Source organism: Pantoea phytobeneficialis, from assembly GCF_009728735.1.
GTDB classification, from domain to species: domain Bacteria; phylum Pseudomonadota; class Gammaproteobacteria; order Enterobacterales; family Enterobacteriaceae; genus Pantoea; species Pantoea phytobeneficialis.
The window spans coordinates 2207032-2226159 of sequence record NZ_CP024636.1 but is presented as its reverse complement, the minus strand read 5'-3'; the positions used below and the strand labels follow the sequence as shown (position 1 = coordinate 2226159).

At 54.0% G+C, this 19128-nt stretch carries 20 protein-coding genes; 11 read left to right on the top strand and 9 right to left on the bottom strand.

Translation table 11 applies throughout. The annotated features are described in order from the left end of the window. Positions 1–20: 20 nt before the first annotated feature. Together CTZ24_RS10385 and CTZ24_RS10380 are read right to left on the bottom strand one after the other, a co-directional pair. Complete coding sequence (locus CTZ24_RS10385) at positions 21–119, bottom strand: YoaK family small membrane protein (RefSeq protein WP_150105782.1); 99 nt, start codon at positions 117–119, stop codon at positions 21–23. A gap of 24 nt (positions 120–143) precedes the next feature. Continuing rightward, positions 144–467: a hypothetical protein gene (locus tag CTZ24_RS10380; protein ID WP_021183177.1), complete on the bottom strand. Its 324-nt coding sequence runs from the start codon at positions 465–467 to the stop codon at positions 144–146. A 367-nt stretch (positions 468–834) separates the two neighbouring features. Between CTZ24_RS10380 and rhaT the strand changes: the two genes are divergently transcribed. Beyond that, positions 835–1869 carry an L-rhamnose/proton symporter RhaT gene (rhaT, locus tag CTZ24_RS10375; RefSeq protein WP_021183178.1) on the top strand — a complete coding sequence of 345 codons (1035 nt, stop codon included), beginning with the start codon at positions 835–837 and terminating at the stop codon, positions 1867–1869. Positions 1870–1962: 93 nt separating this feature from the next. On the opposite strand, the gene rhaR is transcribed toward rhaT, so the two are convergent. Both rhaR and rhaS read right to left on the bottom strand, forming a co-directional pair. After that, entirely contained in the window at positions 1963–2826 is an 864-nt protein-coding gene (rhaR, locus tag CTZ24_RS10370) for an HTH-type transcriptional activator RhaR (RefSeq protein ID WP_208723470.1), read from the bottom strand. Between the two features lie 16 nt (positions 2827–2842). After that, a complete protein-coding gene (rhaS, locus tag CTZ24_RS10365; RefSeq protein ID WP_208723469.1) occupies positions 2843–3664 on the bottom strand; it encodes an HTH-type transcriptional activator RhaS in 822 nt (273 codons plus the stop codon). Positions 3665–3956: 292 nt separating this feature from the next. Here rhaS and rhaB point away from each other — a divergent pair, with 292 nt between their 5' ends. From rhaB to rhaM, 4 genes are read left to right on the top strand one after another with little or no spacing between them, the layout of a single operon-like run. After that, complete coding sequence (gene rhaB / locus CTZ24_RS10360) at positions 3957–5438, top strand: rhamnulokinase (RefSeq protein WP_208723468.1); 1482 nt, start codon at positions 3957–3959, stop codon at positions 5436–5438. Then, positions 5422–6678, top strand: coding sequence for an L-rhamnose isomerase (locus CTZ24_RS10355; RefSeq protein WP_208723467.1), 1257 nt, complete (start codon positions 5422–5424; stop codon positions 6676–6678). Before rhaB ends, CTZ24_RS10355 begins: the two co-directional genes overlap by 17 nt. A 10-nt stretch (positions 6679–6688) precedes the next feature. Next, a complete protein-coding gene (gene rhaD / locus CTZ24_RS10350) occupies positions 6689–7531 on the top strand; it encodes a rhamnulose-1-phosphate aldolase (RefSeq protein WP_021183183.1) in 843 nt (280 codons plus the stop codon). Continuing rightward, on the top strand, positions 7521–7835 hold the full coding sequence (rhaM, locus tag CTZ24_RS10345; protein WP_208723466.1) for an L-rhamnose mutarotase: 315 nt from the start codon (positions 7521–7523) through the stop codon (positions 7833–7835). Before rhaD ends, rhaM begins: the two co-directional genes overlap by 11 nt. 84 nt (positions 7836–7919) lie before the next feature. On the opposite strand, the gene CTZ24_RS10340 is transcribed toward rhaM, so the two are convergent. After that, positions 7920–8567 (bottom strand): TetR/AcrR family transcriptional regulator, encoded by a 648-nt coding sequence (locus CTZ24_RS10340; protein WP_208723465.1) that lies wholly within the window; start codon positions 8565–8567, stop codon positions 7920–7922. A 270-nt stretch (positions 8568–8837) separates the two neighbouring features. Here CTZ24_RS10340 and bhsA point away from each other — a divergent pair, with 270 nt between their 5' ends. Beyond that, positions 8838–9095: a multiple stress resistance protein BhsA gene (gene bhsA, locus CTZ24_RS10335; RefSeq protein ID WP_021183187.1), complete on the top strand. Its 258-nt coding sequence runs from the start codon at positions 8838–8840 to the stop codon at positions 9093–9095. A gap of 53 nt (positions 9096–9148) precedes the next feature. Here bhsA and CTZ24_RS10330 read toward each other — a convergent pair whose 3' ends face one another. The 4 genes from CTZ24_RS10330 to ynfM all read right to left on the bottom strand — a co-directional run bounded on the left by CTZ24_RS10330 (position 9149) and on the right by ynfM (position 12854). Further along, complete coding sequence (locus CTZ24_RS10330) at positions 9149–10333, bottom strand: sugar transporter (RefSeq protein WP_021183188.1); 1185 nt, start codon at positions 10331–10333, stop codon at positions 9149–9151. 192 nt (positions 10334–10525) lie between these two features. Beyond that, positions 10526–11068 carry a cytochrome b561 gene (gene cybB / locus CTZ24_RS10325; protein WP_208723464.1) on the bottom strand — a complete coding sequence of 181 codons (543 nt, stop codon included), beginning with the start codon at positions 11066–11068 and terminating at the stop codon, positions 10526–10528. Positions 11069–11179: 111 nt separating this feature from the next. Further along, positions 11180–11431, bottom strand: a complete 252-nt coding sequence (locus CTZ24_RS10320; protein ID WP_208723463.1) for a hypothetical protein — start codon at positions 11429–11431, stop codon at positions 11180–11182. Positions 11432–11597: 166 nt separating this feature from the next. Next, positions 11598–12854, bottom strand: coding sequence for a multidrug efflux MFS transporter YnfM/SxtP(Kp) (ynfM, locus tag CTZ24_RS10315; protein ID WP_021183191.1), 1257 nt, complete (start codon positions 12852–12854; stop codon positions 11598–11600). Between the two features lie 94 nt (positions 12855–12948). On the opposite strand from ynfM, the gene CTZ24_RS10310 reads away from it, so the two are divergent. The 5 genes from CTZ24_RS10310 (at position 12949) to CTZ24_RS10290 (ending at position 19059) form a co-directional block, all read left to right on the top strand. Next, positions 12949–13845: a LysR family transcriptional regulator gene (locus CTZ24_RS10310; RefSeq protein WP_021183192.1), complete on the top strand. Its 897-nt coding sequence runs from the start codon at positions 12949–12951 to the stop codon at positions 13843–13845. A 135-nt stretch (positions 13846–13980) separates the two neighbouring features. Further along, a complete protein-coding gene (gene mlc / locus CTZ24_RS10305; protein ID WP_021183193.1) occupies positions 13981–15198 on the top strand; it encodes a sugar metabolism global transcriptional regulator Mlc in 1218 nt (405 codons plus the stop codon). A 104-nt stretch (positions 15199–15302) separates the two neighbouring features. Beyond that, a complete protein-coding gene (gene bioD / locus CTZ24_RS10300; RefSeq protein ID WP_208723462.1) occupies positions 15303–16004 on the top strand; it encodes a dethiobiotin synthase in 702 nt (233 codons plus the stop codon). 178 nt (positions 16005–16182) lie between these two features. Beyond that, a complete protein-coding gene (locus tag CTZ24_RS10295; protein WP_208723461.1) occupies positions 16183–17556 on the top strand; it encodes a nucleobase:cation symporter-2 family protein in 1374 nt (457 codons plus the stop codon). Positions 17557–17709: 153 nt separating this feature from the next. Beyond that, entirely contained in the window at positions 17710–19059 is a 1350-nt protein-coding gene (locus tag CTZ24_RS10290) for a hypothetical protein (RefSeq protein ID WP_208723460.1), read from the top strand. Positions 19060–19128: the final 69 nt, after the last annotated feature.

Genomic DNA, 19128 nt, shown 5'->3' with positions numbered 1-19128 from the left:
ACGGCCAAGTCTGAAAAAGGTCACGACCCCGGCATCATCGCGCCACTGGCGATAAACCAGGCGAGAAAGCTGACACCGGCAATGATAATAGCGATGGGGAAAAGCAGTCCGATTTTCATGATTATCCTAAAGTGAAAGCGGGTTCAGGTAAGCTGAACCAGTGCGCGATGCGTTTTCATCATACTGAACAGCTGGAACTGCGTGGCATCGTCAATTTCACGCAGGTGTTCACCTTTCTGATAATGGATACTGTGAATATGACCCAGTTGCCGCCACACCACAATCGCTGAGGCCAGCAGGGCACAGTTATCTTCGCTCTGCACGCACTCAAGACGGGCATAGTGTATATCTTCCAGCCCGTTAATAAAGATGTTGAGTGACTCGGGCGGCACAATGGCGCGGATATCATCCAGCATTACGCGACTCACCGGACGTGAGAGCAACAGCGTCAACCTCTTGGTATTCATCCCAATCCTTGTCCTGATGATTTTTCTCAACGTTATACGGATTAATTGCAGTCGGGGGAAGCCACGATCCGTGCTTTGTGTGATTGCCATGTTAACGATGCGCATGGCAGTCAGGTTAAAACTGTGCTGATCAACACAACATTTCCAGAAAATATCGATAATAATAAACAGGTTATCTTTTTTTCTGACGTGCCTGCCTGCAAATGCGATTTTGTGATCCTTATGTTGAAAACCCACCGGATATTGCCAATTCCGCCCACTCTCCGGCAGCCATTCAAAGGCTGAGGAAAAGCTGCCCGCCGTAGACTGCCGGGTAATCGGGAGACCGCCGGTTTCCTGTTGGCCTCAACCTTACGAAGGAATAACAATGAACAGTGCCATCATTGCAGGTATCTTCTGGCATCTGGTGGGTGCCGCCAGTGCTGCATGTTTTTATGCTCCGTTTAAACAGGTGAAAAAGTGGTCATGGGAAACCATGTGGTCGGTCGGTGGCGTGATGTCGTGGCTGATTCTGCCCTGGGTCGTGAGCGCGGTGCTGCTGCCGAATTTCTGGGCCTACTACGGTAGCTTTAGCTTCTCCCAGCTGTTGCCGGTGTTTCTGTTTGGTGCCATGTGGGGTGTCGGCAACATCAACTACGGTCTGACCATGCGCTATCTGGGGATGTCGATGGGTATCGGTATTGCCATTGGCATTACGCTGGTGGTGGGCACGCTGATGACGCCGTTGTTACAGGGGCGTTTTGTCGAACTGTTCAGCTCAGAAGGTGGTCGGCTGACGCTGTTGGGCGTATTTGTTGCGTTGATCGGCGTGGCGATTGTCTCCCGTGCCGGATTGTTAAAAGAGCGGGCGCTGGGGATTAACGCGGAAGAGTTTAACCTGAAGAAGGGGCTGGTGCTGGCGGTAATATGCGGCATTTTCTCCGCCGGGATGTCTTTTGCGATGGATGCGGCCAAACCGATGCACGAAGCAGCCGCCAGCCTGGGTATCAATCCGTTGTACGTGGCGCTGCCCAGTTATGTGGTGATTATGGGCGGCGGGGCGCTGGTTAACCTCGCGTACTGCTTTATCCGCCTGGCGGTGAAACCTGAACTTTCCGTTCGCGCTGACTTCTCCGTAGCCAAACCGATGTTGCTGGCCAACATCGCCTTTGCGGTGCTGGGCGGTACCATGTGGTATCTGCAATTTTTCTTCTACGCCTGGGGTCATGCCAAAATCCCGCCGCAGTATGATTTTGTCAGCTGGATGCTGCATATGAGCCTGTATGTGCTGTGTGGCGGTTTGGTCGGATTGGTGCTGAAGGAGTGGAAGGCCGTAGGACAACGTCCGGTGCGCGTGTTGTCACTGGGCTGCGTGGTGATTATTATCGCGGCCAACATTGTCGGGCTGGGGATGGCATCCTGATGGGGCGTGATTAATAACGTATATCCGATGGCCTGATTTGCAGCGGCGCGATTTATCGCGCTGTTTTTTCCAGCATCGCGCCGTTACCGGGGCTTAATGCGGTGCGCCAATCAGCGCCGGGCGGTGCGGTAAAAATCGCTGCCGCCAGGCGCTCGGCGTCAGACCGGTTTCCCGCGTGAACACCACCGAAAAGTAATTGCTGTCATCAAAACCGCAACGCGCGGCCACTTCACTGATTAACCAATCCTGCGTGCGCAGCAGGTATTTTGCCTGGCACAACTGCAACTGACGCAGATAATGACCAACAGTCATGCCGGTTTGCTGACGAAACAACTGCTTCAACGCGCGTTCACTCAATTTATTCTGCTGACAAAAAACGGCGAGGTCGAAGGGGCGGTCAATCGCACCCTGCAACGCTGACATCAGCAGATCCAACTGTTCGCCTTCCGGTAACGCCGACGGCCGATCCGCGGCGTAACCGTGGCGACGCAATATCAGCGCCAGCTGCAAAAACAACGCTTCGGAGAGCTGGGTCGACAGTGAGTCGCTTTTGCGGCTTTCGCGTTCCAGTTGAGTGATTACGCCGCGAGCCAGCGCCATGCCGCGCGTGGTTAAGCGCCAGCAGCCGGGGCAGGCGGCATCTTCCGGTGGCAGCAACTGGCTCCAGTCCAGCCCAAGCTGAAAACGGTCACGGCAGTAGAGAATATTATCCAGTGCCAGATCGTTGACGCTGTCGTAGCTGTGGCAGTCGTTATCGCGGATATAAAAGACATCGCCACAGGTGATCAGCCACGGTCGGTCATTGAGAATATGCAGACCGTTGCCGCGCCAGACGATAACGATCTCACTGAACTCATGTCGATGCGGCGGGAAGGAGGGTTGCGGCAGGCGTTCGGCCACCGCAATCGGCAGATTCGGGGCCGGGAAGTAGTCTTCGCGCGTCAATATTAGCGACATGAGGATGCACTCCAGGTTACAACATCTGCTGGCGCTCCGCTCGGGGCGCACAGCCAAATTCCCGCCGAAACAGCGTGGAAAAATGGTTACTGTCACCAAATCCACACTGATAGGCGATATCCGTAATGCGCATATCACTGTGCCGCAGCAAGTGGCGCGCCTGCAACAGACGCAACCGATTCAGATAACGTTGCGGCGTATTGCCGGTTTGCTGCTTCATCTGCCGATGCAGGGTACGCAGCGACAGCGAAAACTGGTCAGCCAGCGCCTCCCAGGCAATTTCTTCACTGTAATGTTCATTCAACCAGTCGAGCAAACGATGCAGGCGAGCTTCCTGGTCCTGCGCTTCTTCGTTATGACCGGCCTCGCGCAGCAGCACCAGCAGTTGCAGGAAAGCTTGCTCCTGGCGCGCCTGTTTCTCCAGTGACCAGACGCCCGGCTGGTTCATCTGCGCCACGATCTGCAACGCCTGGTTCATCACCTTGTGGTTAATGCGCCAGTGCGAGCTGTATTGGCCCTCTTCCTCACGCGGGAGCAACGCCTGCAAACCGGAGAGAAAACGAAACGAGGCCGGGCTGCGATACAGCACGTTAGTCAGGCATAAATTGTCGGTTTGCTCATACAGATGACGATCGTGATCGCGTACAAAACACACGCACCCGGCACACAACGCCTGCGGCTGACCATTAAACACATGGATGCCGGAACCCTGTTCCACCAACACGATCTCATGAAAATCATGGTGATGTTCGGGGAAGGCCAGCTGTGGCACGCGCGGCTCGACGGCAATGGTGTACTCCCCAGCGGGGAAAAAATCTGCGCTGTGTAACACGGTCATGGTTCGCCTCTCATTATTAACAAAACCGTAACCGAGTCTACTCAGGCGATCAGCACCTTACCTTGAATTTCACACCGGGTGATGCAGGAAAATGGCTAATTTTTCAAGATCTCCGGGCTTGATGCAGAAAATGCGGCAAAGCTCACAACTCGGCGCTTGTGTGGTTCTGTGAGCTGTCTCACGAACATCTTTGCCACGGTGCCAGCGGGTCTGACGCGCTGGCAGTAACGGGAAGGTGAGGAAAAGGCGGGATTTTTACTCTGTACGCATCTCATCACAGGAAGAACACGCCATGAGTATGCGTAACATTGTTGCCATTGATTTAGGCGCATCCAGCGGGCGCGTGATGCTCGCGCAATGGACCACAGAAACCCAGCGACTCACGCTGCGTGAAGTGCGTCGTTTTGCTAATCAGCGCGTACGGCGTGCCGGTTATGACAGTTGGGATCTGGAGGGGCTGGAGCAGGAGATCCGTCAGGGACTGCAACAGCTGGATGAAGAAGGCATCGTGCCGGACAGCATTGGCATCGATACCTGGGGCGTGGACCTCGTCCTGCTGGATGCCGACGGCCAGCGGGTCGGCGAGGCCGTCAGCTACCGCGATGCCCGCACCGACGGCCAGATGGCGCAGGCGATCAACGAGCTGGGTAAATCCAACATTTATCAGCGCACCGGTATTCAGTTTCTGCCATTCAATACCCTGTACCAGCTACGCGCGCTGCATTTGCAACAACCTGACTGGCAGGCGCAGGTCAGCCATGCGTTGATGATCCCTGATTACCTGCATTATCGCCTGACCGGTCAGTTGAACTGGGAATACACCAATGCCACTACCACGCAGTTGCTGAACATCACTCATGGCGACTGGGATGACGAGTTACTCGCCTGGGCCGGCGTACCGGCCAGTTGGTTCGGCAAACCCAACGCACCGGGTAACACCGTCGGCCACTGGGTCAGCCCACGCGGTCATCATATCCCGGTGATCGCGGTGGCGACCCACGACACCGCCAGTGCGGTGCTGGCGACGCCGCTGATGCTGGACGACGCCGCCTATCTGAGTTCAGGCACCTGGTCGTTGATGGGCATTGAAAGCCTTCAACCCTGGCTCAGCCCGGCAGCGCTCGACGCCAATATCACTAACGAGGGTGGTGCAGAAGGTTATCGGGTGCTGAAAAATATCATGGGCCTGTGGCTGTTGCAGCGCGTATGCAGCGAGTTGCACATCAGCGACTTGTGCGCCTTGATTCAGCAAGCCGCCGATGAACCCGCCTGTGTCGCGCTGATCAACCCCAATGACAATCGCTTTATTAACCCCGCCAATATGGTGCAGGAAATTCAGGATGCCTGTGCGGAGCAGCAGATGCCGGTGCCGCAAACTGCTGCCGCGCTGGCGCGAACCATTTTTGACAGCCTCGCGTTGCTGTATCGCCAGGTGATGGGTGAACTCGGCCAGTTGCGTGCGTCACCGTTGCGTCAACTGCATGTGGTGGGCGGTGGTTGTCAGAATCCGCTGCTGAACCAACTGTGTGCAGATGCCTGCCAGTTACCGGTGTTCGCCGGGCCGGTAGAAGCGTCAACGTTGGGTAATGTCGGTTGCCAGTTGATCGCCCTCGGTGAATTGCGCGATGTGGCGGATTTGCGTCGCTGCATCAGCCAGAACTTTCCGTTAGAAAAATTTGCCCCGCTTAACAACAGCGCTTTTGCTGCCAACCTGGCACGCTTCGCCGCGCTGAGCCAACCCGCTAAGGAACTTGCTTATGACAAAGCTGATTGAACAGGCCTTTGACCTGGCGAAACAACGTTACGCTGCGATTAACGTCGATGTAGAACAGGTGATGACACAACTGGACCGCATTCCAGTCTCGATGCACTGCTGGCAGGGCGATGACGTACGCGGCTTCGAGAATCCGCACGGCGCGCTCACCGGCGGGATTCAGGCCACCGGCAACTATCCTGGCCGGGCGCGTAATGCCGAGGAACTGCGTGCTGACCTCGACAAAGCCCTGTCGCTGATCCCCGGCGCGAAGCGCCTCAATCTGCACGCTATTTACCTGGAAAGCGATATACCGGTGGAGCGCGATGCGATTGAACCGGCGCACTTCAGCAATTGGGTCGCATGGGCGAAAAATAATAAGTTGGGGCTGGATTTCAACCCCACCTGTTTTTCCCATCCGCTAAGTGCCGACGGCTTTACCTTATCCCACGCGGATAAGGGGATTCGCCAGTTCTGGATTGATCACTGCAAAGCCAGTCGCCACATTTCGGCCTTCTTTGGCGAGCAGTTGGGGACGCCTTCGGTGATGAATATCTGGGTGCCGGACGGCATGAAAGATCTGACGGTCGATCGTCTGGCCCCGCGTCAGCGTCTGCTGGCGGCGTTGGATGAGATCATCAGCGAAAAACTTAATCCTCAGCATCATATCGATGCAGTGGAAAGCAAGCTGTTTGGTATCGGTGCGGAGAGCTACACCGTGGGTTCCAACGAGTTCTACCTCGGCTATGCCTGTAGCCGCCAGACGGCGCTGACGCTGGATGCGGGCCATTTTCATCCGACTGAGGTGATCTCCGACAAAATCTCTACCGCCATGTTGTATGTGCCGCGCCTGCTGCTGCACGTCAGCCGTCCGGTACGCTGGGACAGCGATCATGTGGTGATTCTGGATGATGAAACCCAGGCGATCGCCCATGAAATCGCCCGCCAGAAACTGTTCGACAAAGTGCATATCGGCCTCGACTTCTTTGATGCTTCCATCAACCGCATCGCCGCCTGGGTGATTGGTACGCGCAATGCCAAGAAAGCGTTGCTGCGTGCCTTACTGGAGCCAACGGATCAATTACGCCAACTGGAAGCAGCAGGGGACTACACCGCTCGTCTGGCCTTGCTGGAAGAACAAAAATCGCTGCCGTGGCAGGCAGTCTGGGAGGCCTGGTGCCTGCGTCACGATGTCCCGGCCGACGCCAGTTGGCTGAGCGATGTCCGTCACTATGAACAACAAATTCTGGCTCAACGTTAAGGGACACACCATGCAAAGTATTCTTTCTTCTGCGTTTGTACAGGGAATGGTTAAAGCGACTAGTGATATGTGGCTGAAGGGCTGGGATGAGCGCAACGGGGGGAATGTCAGCCTGCGCCTGCTGCCGGACGAGGTGCAGCCCTATGCTGCCGACTTTTATGCTGAACCGCGTTGTATCGAACTGAGTAAACCCGCCCCGGCGCTGGCGAACGACTGGTTTCTGGTGACCGGTTCCGGCAAGTTTTTCCGCAATGTGCAACTGGATCCGGCTGACAGCCTGGTGTTGTTGCAGGTGGATGATAAAGGGCTGTCGTACAAAATCCACTGGGGTCTGAGCAACGGTGGGCTGCCAACCTCAGAGCTGGCGGCGCATTTCCAGTCACATAGCGTACGCAAACAGGTGAGCAACGGCGCCGACCGCGTGATTATGCATTGCCATGCAACCAACTTTATGGCGCTGAGCTACGTGGTGGAACTGGATGCGGCACGTTTCACCCGTCTGCTGTGGGAAGGCAGCACCGAATGTCTGGTGGTGTTCCCGGATGGGGTGGGTATTCTGCCGTGGATGGTGCCGGGCACCGATGGTATCGGCCAGGCCACGGCGGATGAGATGGCGACGCACAGCCTGGTGATGTGGCCGTTCCACGGTATTTTTGGTGCCGGACCGACGCTTGATGAAACCTTTGGGCTGATCGACACCGCCGAGAAGTCGTCAGAGGTGGTGGTGAAGGCGCTATCGATGGGCGGGATTCGCCAGAGTATCACCACCGAGCAGTTGATTGCGTTGGGTGAGCGTTTTGGGGTGCAGCCGTGGCAGGCGGCTTTACAGGTGGAGCGCGCCAATGTTGCGTAGAGCCTTCGTGATGCAGGTGCATGCGGATTGCCATGATGAGTATCTGCGTCGCCATTCACCCATCTGGCCGGAACTGGCGGCAACGCTGAAGACGCATGGCGCGAGTAATTACGCCATCTGGCTGGATGCGGAACGCAATCTGCTGTTTGCCAGTGTCGAAATCGAGTCGGAAGCCCGCTGGCAGGCGGTGGCGCAAACCGAGGTTTGCCAACGCTGGTGGGCGTCCATGAAGGATTTGATGCCGTCGAACGCGGATCACAGCCCGGTCAGCGCTGAGCTAAAACCGATGTTTTTCCTGCCTTAAACCACGACCATCCCACATATTGCACGTCTCCTTCTCCCGCAAGCGGGAGAAGGCCGGGATGAGGGGACGGATGTAAGCGGCAGGTTAGTTAAGCGCGCAATATCCCGCCAAAGCGGGCCAGATCGCCATCTGCGTATCCACAATCTGTTCTAAATCTTCCCGGTTTGCGCCTTCACGGGCGCGCACAGACATACCCTGCAATACACAGGCGAGGAAGCTCGCCAGCGTTGCGGTATTGCTGCACGCGGGTAACTCACCGCGCTGCTGGCGTGCGGCAAGGAACTGCTGCAAGGCCCGTTCCTGCGCATGATGCTGTTGTTCCAGCATGTGCGCCACTTCTTCAGAACTGGCCGACAGGGCGCTGGAGGTGCAGATAAAAAAGCAGCCAGCGGGTTTATCACATTCGGTAAAACAGGCTGCGGTGGCGCGAAAATAGGACTCAACCGCGGTTTTCACATCCAGCGAGGCATCATTCAGCACCGCGTTACGCTGCGCACTAAACCTTTCGATATAGCGCTGCATGGCGGCTTTAAACAAACCTTCTTTGTTAGCAAACTCCGCGTAAAGCGTTGGCGCTTTGGCGCCAGTGGCACTGACCAGATCCGCCAGTGAGGTGCCTTCATAGCCGTGTGCCCAGAACAGCATCAGGGCTTTATCCAGCGCATCGTCACGATCGAAGACTTTAGGTCTGCCACGACTTTTACGCAGGGTCGGTTCAGTTATCTGGCTCATAGATCCTCACCACAGCTCAACATGCTTATTAAATTACCGATCATTAAATTAATATGCAACACCACTTTGTCCGTTTGTGCCTTCCTGGGCAAAATCCCCTGAATGGTAAAGTCCCGGTACGCGCTGAAGCCCATACTTACGCCACTTCTCATTAAAATAACGACCGTTAATAAAATAGTTGACGCGCATCCGACTTTGGATTTAGTATTTATTTAACGGTTGTTAATTAAATGGCGACCCACCCAACTTCATCTGCAAAGAGAGACGATCATGAAAAGCATTAAACTGACCCTGGCCGCTGTGGCCCTGTCATCAATCGCATTCGGTACAATGGCGGCTGACCTGGTAAGCGAAGCACCGGTTAATCAACAGCAAATCGGTGTGGTAAGCGCATCTGGCAGTACGGATCTGACTTCACTGGAAAATCAACTGGCGGAGAAGGCGAGCGCTGCGGGAGCAAAGTCTTTCCGCATCACTTCGACCTCTGGCAACAACAACCTGCATGGCACCGCAGAGCTTTATAAATAGTAGGGATCGAGAGGGGACAGGCTTCAGATAGCGGCTATCTGAAGCCCCTTTTTTTAACCGTTGGAACGTAACTGCGGATAACGACGGAAGATATAGATACACCAGAACAGCGCTACCAGGCCGATTAACCCACCAATATTACCCACATCCGCCATTTTCAAATGCAGGCTGACCTGATTTCCGAGTAGCGCACCCGCACCGATGCCGATGTTATAAATACCGGACATCAGTGACATAGCAACGTCGGTTGCGTCCGGTGCCAGCGACAGCACACGCACCTGCATTGCCAGACCAATCATCATCATCGCCATGCCCCAGAAAATACACAGGGTTGTAATCGCGGCAGGGCGCACGGCGGCAAAAATCAGCAGACCCATGCATAAGGTGATCACCGCAATCGCAGCAATCAGCAGCGCCGAAGGATATTTATTGCCGAGGGTGCTGAACAGCACGCTGCCGATAATTCCTGCCGATCCAAACAGCAGCAGCAACAGCGTGGTGAAGTTTTCCCCGGCGTTCGCCACCACCTGCATAAAGGGTTCAATGTAGCTGTAGGCGGTGTAATGCGCTGTCACCACTACCGTGACCAACACATACATGCTGACCAGCGCCGGGCGGCGAAACAGCATCGGCACGCTGCTGAGTGACCCGGTATGCTCGCTGGGCAGGCGTGGCAGAATACGTGCCAGCAGCACCAGCAGAACCAGCGCAGACAAACCAATCATGCCGAAGGTGGTTCGCCAGCCGAGATACTGGCCGACAACACGACCAATCGGCACGCCCAGCACCATCGCCAGCGCCGTACCGGTCGCCAGCATACTGAGCGCCTGGGTTTTCTTACCTGCCGGCGCGACACGAATGGCCAGCGAGGCGGTAATTGACCAGAACACCGCATGTGCCAGCGCGATACCAATGCGGGAGATAACCAGCGAGGTGAAATCCCAGGCGACCGAGGAGAGCACATGGCTGGCGATAAACAACACAAACAGAATCGACAGCAGCAGACGACGCTCAATATTGCGCGTCAGCAGCATCAGCGGCAGCGACAGCAGCGCCACCACCCAAGCGTAAATGGTCAGCATGATGCCGACATCTGCCGTTCTCATCCCATAACTGGCGGCGATATCTGACAGTAAGCCGACCGGCACAAACTCGGTGGTATTGAAGACAAAAGCGGCGATGGCCAGCAACACGACGCGTAGCCAGGCCGTTTTACGGGAGACGGTTGTTGATTGCATGAAATTCAGATCAGTCAGGCAGCAAATGAGGGGCGAAAGGCCCGATGTAAAGTGACCTTTGTCACAAATTATGCCTATTGTGGAGGATTAATACGCTGAGGGAAACCATCTAACCGTATTTTATTGCTGAATATTTTTTATCACCGACGCCCAGGTTGATAGCCTGGGGTTATCGTCAGAACCATCGCGCCGCTACGGGTTGCGCTTGCGCGCAGGCATCATGCGGATCAGCGTGTTGTCCTTCAGAATATAGTGATGCAGCAGTGCGGCGACGGCATGCAGGCCAATCAGCCAGTAGCCGAGCGGTGCCAGGGTTTCATGCCAGCCAATCAAGGTATCGGCGAGGTCAAAATTCGGTGTGCTGCTCACCGGCATCGACAAGCCAAATACCTGCCAGGGACGACCATTGAGATATTTCGAGGCAACGCCGAGAGTCGGTAACGCCAGAAACAGCGCGTACAGCAGGAAATGCATCAGATGGGCGAGCATATGCTGCCAGCGTGGTGGTGCGGGATTGATATCAGGCGATGTATGACGATGACGTAATGCGGCACGCACCAGCATCAGCACCCACACCGATACGCCACAGCTAAAGTGCGTCATGATCATCAGGCTGCGCGCAACCGTACCGCGGGCCGCCAGACCTCGTAGCTCAATGGTGGTATAGGCAACAGCGATTAATAACAAGGTCAACCAGTGGAGGGCGATTTGCGACGTTGCGTATTTTTCCCGCATGAGCGTTCTACCTGAAGCAATATTATTGGTGTCTAACATAGCGAAATGCCACAGGAAAACTTAACAAAATGGCGCAACGTCGCGGGCCGTATCAGACTGGGAATATCAGAGTCAGACCATGTGTTTTAGCGCCACGCTATTCTGTGTGGTCAGGTTTTTTTTTACCGTAATTGGGCAACAATGTTCACAGCCCAGTGCAGAAGGATAAAACTTGCGCGCCTGTTGAATGGCAGCGTTAGCGGTATAAAAAGTGCCAAGAAAGCGCCTTGCGGCGTCGGGAGGAAGGAAAGGGCAACCCGTTGCATGTACCACATGATTGTCGTTATAGCCGGCGTATTTATCGACGTAATAGTAAAGTTCCATTTGGCTTCCTCGTTGCTGTGAAAGAAAAAATCCAACTATTTTTGGAATAGAATAAATTATAGCTAGCGATTGCTATTTTGTTTTCACTGGCACTGAAAGTTTGCCGACAGGTGTGATTACGCGAGGGGAAACGGGGCACAGTGGCCCCGCATACTGATGGAGAGAATTACAATTGGCGGCACTGCAAACGCCAGCCGACCAGCAAGGCCAGCACCAGCAACACGCTGATAAAAGCGGTCACACCGCCCCAGCCAAAACTGTGCCAGAACACGCCACCTAACGTACCGGCAACGCTGGAACCCACATAATAACTGAAGAGATAGAGCGACGAGGCCTGGCCTTTTGCCCGACGGGCGCGTGGGCCGATCCATCCGCTGGCAACCGAGTGGGCGGCAAAAAATCCGGCGGTAAACAGCATCATACCCGGCAGGATGATCCACAAGGTATTGAACGCCGTCAGCAGCAGGCCGCACAGCATGATCGCCGTGGCGGTAATCATCACCGGCCCCCGGCCAAAGCGACTGGTCATGGCTCCGGCTTTGGGTGAACTCCAGGACCCGGTCAGATACACCACCGACAACAAACCGACCACGGCCTGGCTGAGAAACCACGGCGCACTCAGCAGGCGATAACCAATGTAGTTAAACAGGGTGACAAATGCGCCCATCAGCAGGAAACCTTCGGCGAACAGCAGCGGCAGGCCTTTGTCACGCCAGTGCAGACGGAAGTTAATCAGCAAATTATGCGGACGTAATGAAGCCGGACGGAAATGACGGGAAGCCGGCAGGATTTTCCAGAACATCAGCGCCGATGCCAGCGAAAAACAGCCGATCACACCAATGGCGATGCGCCACGAGAAGAGGTCGGTCAATACCCCGGTCAGCAGACGACCGCTCATGCCACCAATCGAGTTGCCGCTGATATACAGGCCCATGGAAAAGGCGATCACTCGCGGATGAATCTCTTCACTCAGGTAGGTCATGCCCACCGCGGCGACCCCACTCAACGACAAACCAATCAGCGCACGCATCAACAGAATGCCGTGCCAGCTGGTCATCATGGCGGAAATCACGGTGCATAACGCAGCGAGCATCAATGCGGTGACCATCACCGACTTACGACCAATAGCGTCGGAGAGCGGCCCGGTGACCAGCAAACCCAGCGCCATCAGGCCGGTGGATAACGACAGCGAGATGCTGCTGGCCGCAGGCGAAACGCCAAACTGCTGGGAGAGCACCGGCAGAATCGGCTGGACACAATACAACAAGGCAAAAGTGGCAAGACCAGCCGAGAACAGGGCAAGGGTAACACGCATAAATTGCGGCGAACCGCGTTCAATCCATGTTACTGACGCTGGAGCAGAAGCAGGCACGACGGACACTTCGTCCTCATCGAGTGTCACCGCCTGAGAAGAGCGACTCACGGAAAATCCTCAAATTTCAAAAGGTATTGCTATCGTAGGAAAGTGATAATAGGTTGTACAATATATTAATAATCTCGAATGAGACGTTTAAAATATGAATGTCGAACTCCGTCATCTTCGCTATTTCATTGCAGTGGCTGAAGAGCTGCATTTTGGTCGCGCGGCCCTCCGCCTCAATATTTCGCAACCGCCACTCAGCCAACAGATTCAGCAACTGGAACAGGAAATTGGCGCGCAACTGTTCACCCGCACCAATCGCAGCGTGCAGATCACCGCCGCCGGGCAGCAATTTTTGCAGGATGCGCGTGGGATTTTGCTTCAGGTCGAACAGGCGGCCAGCCGTGCGGCGCGGCTCCATAACGGTCAGGAAGGGGAACTGCGCATTGGTTTCACCTCCTCAGCACCCTTTACCGGGCTGGTATCCGATGCACTCTACCATTTCCGCCAGCGCTGGCCGGCCGTGCATATCCAGATGCAGGAGATTAACACCCGACAACAACTGGCACCGCTGCACGAAGGGCGTCTCGATCTTGGTGTGATGCGTAATACGCCGTTACCGAGTGATTTGCAGCATCAGCTGTTGCTGCGCGAACCCTTGTGTGCAGTGGTGCACTGGGCGCATCCACTGGCCGATGCCGAGGCTATCTCGATTCAGGCGTTGGCGAACGAACCTTTTGTCTTTTTCGATCCACTTGGGGGCACCGCCTTATATGGCGAGATCCTGGCGTTGCTGCACCGCTACCAGATCAAACCCTTTATTACCCAGGAAGTCGGGGAAGCGATGACCATCCTCGGCCTGGTCGCTACCGGATTGGGAGTGTCGATTTTACCGGCCTCATTCCGTCGTGCACGGCTCGCCGATGTGGTGTGGTTACCGCTGCATGAGGCTGATGCGTTGTCTGAAGTGTGGCTGGTGTGGTCAGCGACGCGCGAGCCGAGTGCGCAAATGGCAAATATGATGAAGCTGTTACAACGTAACGCTGAAACTTAAGCCAGACGGTGCGAAAACAGCCCGACATTATGTGCGACAAATCACATATCTAATCAAATATTTGGCGCTATCCGCCAATCTGCCGCACCATAGTTGCTATTTATTTAGAAGCGCGAAAATAACCGGGAGCAGGGCGTGAATCTGGACAGTCAACCTGGCCACATTGACCAAATAAAGCAGACCAACGCAGGCGTGGTTTACCGACTGATCGATCATTTCGGCCCGATTTCGCGTATTGAACTGTCCAAACGTGCTCAACTGGCTCCCGCCAGCATCACCAAAATCGTGCGTGAAATGCTGGACGCGCATCTGGTGCAGGAAACCGAGTTTCAGGAGCCTGGCAGCCGTGGCCGTCCGGCTATTGGTCTGGTTCTCGATACCCTTGCCTGGCACTATCTGGCAATCCGCATTCAACCGGGTTACATCACCCTGACATTACGCGATCTCAGCAGTCGCGCCTTACAGGAAGATCGTCTGCCACTGATTGCCAGCCCGGACAAACCGCTGTTGCAGGAGCTACAGGAGCTGGTTGATGCCTTTTTTATTCGCCATCAGAAACAACTTGAACGTCTGACAGCCATCGCCATCACCTTACCCGGCTTGATCAATGCGGCCTCGGGGGTGGTGCATCGTATGCCCGGTTACGCCATTCAGGATATGCCGCTGGGCGAAACCCTGTCGCAACGCACCGGCGTGCCGGTGTTTGTCCAGCACGATATTTCTGCCTGGACGCTGGCCGAATCGCTGTTTGGCGCGTCGCGCGGTGCGCAGGACGTCATCCAGATTGTGATTGATGAAACCGTGGGTGCCGGGGTGATTACTGGCGGGCAGCTGCTGCACAAAAGCGGGCGGGCGCTGGTGGAAATTGGCCATACCCAGATTGATCCCTATGGTCAGCAGTGCTACTGCGGTAATCATGGCTGTCTGGAAACCGTGGCCAGCATCGGTAGCCTGCTCGGCCTGGCAGCGCAGCGTTTACCCGCTCAGCCGGAAAGCCGTTTGCACGGTGTGCCGCTGACCATTGAAGCCCTGTGTCAGGCCGCCCAGGAGGGTGACCGTCTCGCGAGTGATGTGATTGCCGGTGTCGGGCACCATATCGGTCGCATGTTGGCGATGATGGTGAATATCTTCAACCCGCGACAAATTCTTATCGGCTCGCCACTGAATCTGGCCGCCGACGTGCTGTTTCCTGCCGTGAGTAGCACCATCCGTCAGCAGGCGTTACCGGCCTATAGCGATGAAATCCAACTGGCTCCCACCGCGTTTAACGATCCCGGCACATTAGGTGCCGCGGCGTTAGTGAAAGATGCCCTTTATTCCGGTTATCTGCTGATAAAACTGCTTCAGGGCTAATCCGCCCGCCTTAAGTTTGTTCTAACGCAATCTGTCAGGTACGACATTTCCTTAAACTGCTCCTTCGTCACCTCTGGTTCACATCGCTAAACGAAGGAGGAAGGGTGAAAACACTCTTTATCACCGGTACCGACACCGCGGTGGGCAAAACCGTGGTTTCTCGCGCGCTGTTACAGTGCTTTGCACAGAATGGTCAGTGCGCCGTAGGTTATAAACCTATTGCCAAAAGTGCTAAACCCACCCCTGAGGGTTTACGCAACAAAGATGCGCTGCTGTTGCAGCAGGCTTCGGGCCTGGCATTACCTTATGCCGCTATTAACCCCATTACCCTGGAAGAGGATGAAATCAGCACCAGCCCAACGCACCAAATTGATTACCCGTTGCTGAGTAAGGGACTGGCCGCATTGCAGGATCGTTCGCCGCATGTGGTGGTGGAGGGCACAGGCGGCTGGCGCAGCCTGATGAATGATCTGCAACCGCTGTCAAATTGGGTCAAAAAGGAGCAATTACCGGTTGTGCTGGTGGTGGGCATCAAAGAGGGATGCATCAGCCACGCTTTACTGACCGCAGAGGCAGTGGCTCAGGATGGTTTACCGCTGGTCGGTTGGGTGGCAAATCGTATCAACCCTGGCCTTGCGCATTATGCTGAAATCATTGATGTACTGAGTGAAAAACTGCATGCCCCTTTGTTAGGTGAGTTGCCTTACTTACCCCGTGCCGAGCAACGAGAGCTAAGCGGCTATCTCGATCTATCCTTGCTTGCGACGCATGTTGCGCACAACGACAGTGCAAAACCTGCGGCATGATGAAACGAAAAGTGGCAAATGATAATCGGCTGAATCTAAGGTTGCAGATTCAGCCGTATTTTTTTGTTGATTAATCTCTTTTAAATTCAATGATATGTTAAAAATATCACTGAATCTTATTGCTCTGGCGTGATTCATGCATCAGCTGGTCTGATGAATTTACTGCCGGAGCACCGTTATGTCGCACTCAGATGAAAAAGGTTTGCTGTATGGGCTGGAACAACGCATTGGCCCAGCCCCCGCATTTTTTGCCGCACTGCAACATGTGCTGGCAAGCGTGGTGGGCATTATCACGCCACCACTGATTATCGGTTCGGTATTGGGGTTACAGGCTTACATTCCTTATCTGATTAGCATGTCGTTATTGGTTTCAGGCCTGGGAACCTTTATTCAGGCGCGCCGTTTTATGGGTGTCGGTGCCGGGATGATCTGCCTGCAAGGCACCAGTTTTGCGTTTCTTGGCGTGATCTTATCCGGTGGCTTGATGGTGAAAGCACGGGGCGGTTCACCAGAAGACATTATGGCGATGATTTTTGGCTGTAACCTGATAGCCGCATTAATCCCGATGTTGATTAGCCGCTGCATTGCGCCGTTGCGTAAGGTGCTGACGCCGGTAGTCACCGGTACGGTGATTACCCTGATTGGTATCAGCCTGATCAAGGTCAGCATCACCGACTGGGCGGGTGGTCACAATGCTGCCGATTTCGGCGCTCCGTGGAATCTGGCGTTGGGGGCGTTGACCTTGCTGGTGATTGTGGCGTTGAACCGTTCGCGTAATCGCTGGGCGCGCTTAGTGGCCGTGGTAGCGGGCATCGCAGTGGGTTGTATCGCCGCCGCCCTGACCGGCCATCTGCAACTTAAACCGATGGCCGAAAGCAGTTGGTTGGTGATGCCGGGCTTCTTCCGCTTTGGTTTTAATTTTGACTGGGCGATCTTTGTGCCGATTGCGCTGGTATCGGTGATCAGCGTGATCGAAGCGGTCGGGGATTTAACTGCCAACTGCCTGTTATCGCGTCAGCCGATTGAGGGCGAGGGTTTTCAGCGCCGCCTGCAAGGCGGTATCCTGGCGGATGGTATCAGTTGTGTGCTGGCCGCGATGTTCTCCGCATTTCCCAACACCACGTTTGCCCAAAACAACGGCGTGATTCAGATGACCGGCGTCGCCAGTCGTTATGTGGGGATGGTGATTGGTTTGATGCTGGTGCTGTTGGGTATTTTTCCAGTGATTGGCAACCTGTTGCAGCAAATTCCCGCCCCCGTGCTGGGCGGAGCGACGTTGGTGATGTTCGGTAGCGTGGTGGCTGCCGGTATCCGGGTAATGACACAGTCGCCGCTGGGTCGCCGCGAAATGCTGATTGTGGCCGTCTCTTTCGGCCTGGGCCTGGGAGTGGAAGCCGTGCCGGATGTGCTGAAACAGTTCCCGATGCTGGTAACCAATCTGTTTGGTCATGCGGTGACAACCGGCGGGATTCTGGCGATTGTGCTGAACGTGATTTTGCCCACGGAGCAAAGTCATCAGCCCCTCGCTTCAGCAGCAGAAGAGTCACATTAAGTGTCAGTGCCAGAGCGCAACATGAAGAGAATACTCAGATAAAAATCAGCATTTGATTATCCTGATTATTGAATAATGAAGAGCCAATACGGTCAACATTCAGTTTTAATGTTGACCGTATTCGCACTCACTTAATCTTAATTAAGGATGAATATGATTACATCAACAGGAGCAACAGAACCAACAGCAACGCCCGCTTCGTTGATTAGCCCGGACAGCAGCACGACCTGGTTAATCAACAGATGCATCAATACAACCGAGATACCTGTTACGTTCACGCGTCCCACCACAACATCAGTGACCGAAATTCATTCAACAGCCCAAAAAACCGTTAAAACTATTTTTACCAGACTACGCATCAAGCCTACCGACCTGCGTAAACATGCCTATATGGAGACACAAGACTTATGCATTGCGTTATTTAATAAATATAAGATGTTCGAAGACGGCTGCCTGAAGATCGCAGAGAGACTGACAGAAAGTAAACATATCACGGCTTTTGAAATGCGAGCCTCACAGATATTAACTGCTTTTAATTTCTACCAAAGAGAAAGCCATGATGATAGAACTCTGCATGATAAAAAAGAAATAGACATTGCCCTGTTCTATAGCATGGAAAAAATTCTGTCATCTCCGGTTGATATTGAATGCTTCAAACAGCGCCTTGCTGTGGAATATCCACTTTCAATTGATGAACTGAATAGCCTTACCGACAGGGTGATTAACGATATCGATAGTCGATTTCTGACAAATTATCTGCGTGTCGAGCTACCCGATCACACTGACAACACTGGGCGCGCTAAAGGTCATCACGTTTGCAATTCACCATTGGATGTCACCCTGAGTGAGGTCGTTGAGATAATCAGTGACGTGAATACGCAGCACAGAAAAGTTGTCATCGTTTTTGACTTTGACGATACGCTGGCGCGCGGACATGGCCCGGTTATCGTTGGTGGTACCAATCCAGAGGCAGTAAACCTTAGCAAGTCAGATGACATTCAAGGCTCATACCTTGATAAAATCGAACGAGTCATTAAACAACTCAATACACTAGACAATCTCAGTGTTTTCACTTGCATCATCTCATCGCGGCCACTTATTACGGATTGTATGATAGATATCGTCTCATTTTTAATTAAAAACAAAATTGGACATTTTTTTGGTCTCGACCAATGTGTTGACCTGGAGGGGATGAAAAATGAAATAAGAAGCGAGGTAAATAACCTGAAAAATGACAGTGCCTGTTTGCGTTATAAGAATATTTTCCTGAGCAATGAAAAACCAAAAATCACCATTATCAATGGCATTATTACTCAACTTGGTAGTGAGAAGGGCGCAAGTCATGAACAGTTTTTGTCGGTATTACTGGATGATAGTGAAATAAATGCAGATGAGGCAATGGCCTTTATGTTCGCTAATAAGAAATCAGAGGAAAGATCATTCCAGCATATCGCAATTAAAAGCTTTAGGGTTGGCATAAGATCATTGCATTATCGCGAATAAAGCAGCAGCAACCAGGTAGATAGCTGATCTGACAAATAACGGATAAAGCGGGTGTTATTGTCAGATCAG

Excerpts from the sequence above, each read along its gene's own strand:
- CTZ24_RS10385 (WP_150105782.1), bottom strand. The coding sequence starts at position 119 with ATGAAAATCGGACTGCTTTTCCCCATCGCTATTATCATTGCCGGTGTC.
- CTZ24_RS10380 (WP_021183177.1), bottom strand. The coding sequence starts at position 467 with ATGAATACCAAGAGGTTGACGCTGTTGCTCTCACGTCCGGTGAGTCGC.
- rhaT (WP_021183178.1), top strand. The coding sequence starts at position 835 with ATGAACAGTGCCATCATTGCAGGTATCTTCTGGCATCTGGTGGGTGCC.
- rhaR (WP_208723470.1), bottom strand. The coding sequence starts at position 2,826 with ATGTCGCTAATATTGACGCGCGAAGACTACTTCCCGGCCCCGAATCTG.
- rhaS (WP_208723469.1), bottom strand. The coding sequence starts at position 3,664 with ATGACCGTGTTACACAGCGCAGATTTTTTCCCCGCTGGGGAGTACACC.
- rhaB (WP_208723468.1), top strand. The coding sequence starts at position 3,957 with ATGAGTATGCGTAACATTGTTGCCATTGATTTAGGCGCATCCAGCGGG.
- CTZ24_RS10355 (WP_208723467.1), top strand. The coding sequence starts at position 5,422 with ATGACAAAGCTGATTGAACAGGCCTTTGACCTGGCGAAACAACGTTAC.
- rhaD (WP_021183183.1), top strand. The coding sequence starts at position 6,689 with ATGCAAAGTATTCTTTCTTCTGCGTTTGTACAGGGAATGGTTAAAGCG.
- rhaM (WP_208723466.1), top strand. The coding sequence starts at position 7,521 with ATGTTGCGTAGAGCCTTCGTGATGCAGGTGCATGCGGATTGCCATGAT.
- CTZ24_RS10340 (WP_208723465.1), bottom strand. The coding sequence starts at position 8,567 with ATGAGCCAGATAACTGAACCGACCCTGCGTAAAAGTCGTGGCAGACCT.
- bhsA (WP_021183187.1), top strand. The coding sequence starts at position 8,838 with ATGAAAAGCATTAAACTGACCCTGGCCGCTGTGGCCCTGTCATCAATC.
- CTZ24_RS10330 (WP_021183188.1), bottom strand. The coding sequence starts at position 10,333 with ATGCAATCAACAACCGTCTCCCGTAAAACGGCCTGGCTACGCGTCGTG.
- cybB (WP_208723464.1), bottom strand. The coding sequence starts at position 11,068 with ATGCGGGAAAAATACGCAACGTCGCAAATCGCCCTCCACTGGTTGACC.
- CTZ24_RS10320 (WP_208723463.1), bottom strand. The coding sequence starts at position 11,431 with ATGGAACTTTACTATTACGTCGATAAATACGCCGGCTATAACGACAAT.
- CTZ24_RS10310 (WP_021183192.1), top strand. The coding sequence starts at position 12,949 with ATGAATGTCGAACTCCGTCATCTTCGCTATTTCATTGCAGTGGCTGAA.
- CTZ24_RS10295 (WP_208723461.1), top strand. The coding sequence starts at position 16,183 with ATGTCGCACTCAGATGAAAAAGGTTTGCTGTATGGGCTGGAACAACGC.
- CTZ24_RS10290 (WP_208723460.1), top strand. The coding sequence starts at position 17,710 with ATGATTACATCAACAGGAGCAACAGAACCAACAGCAACGCCCGCTTCG.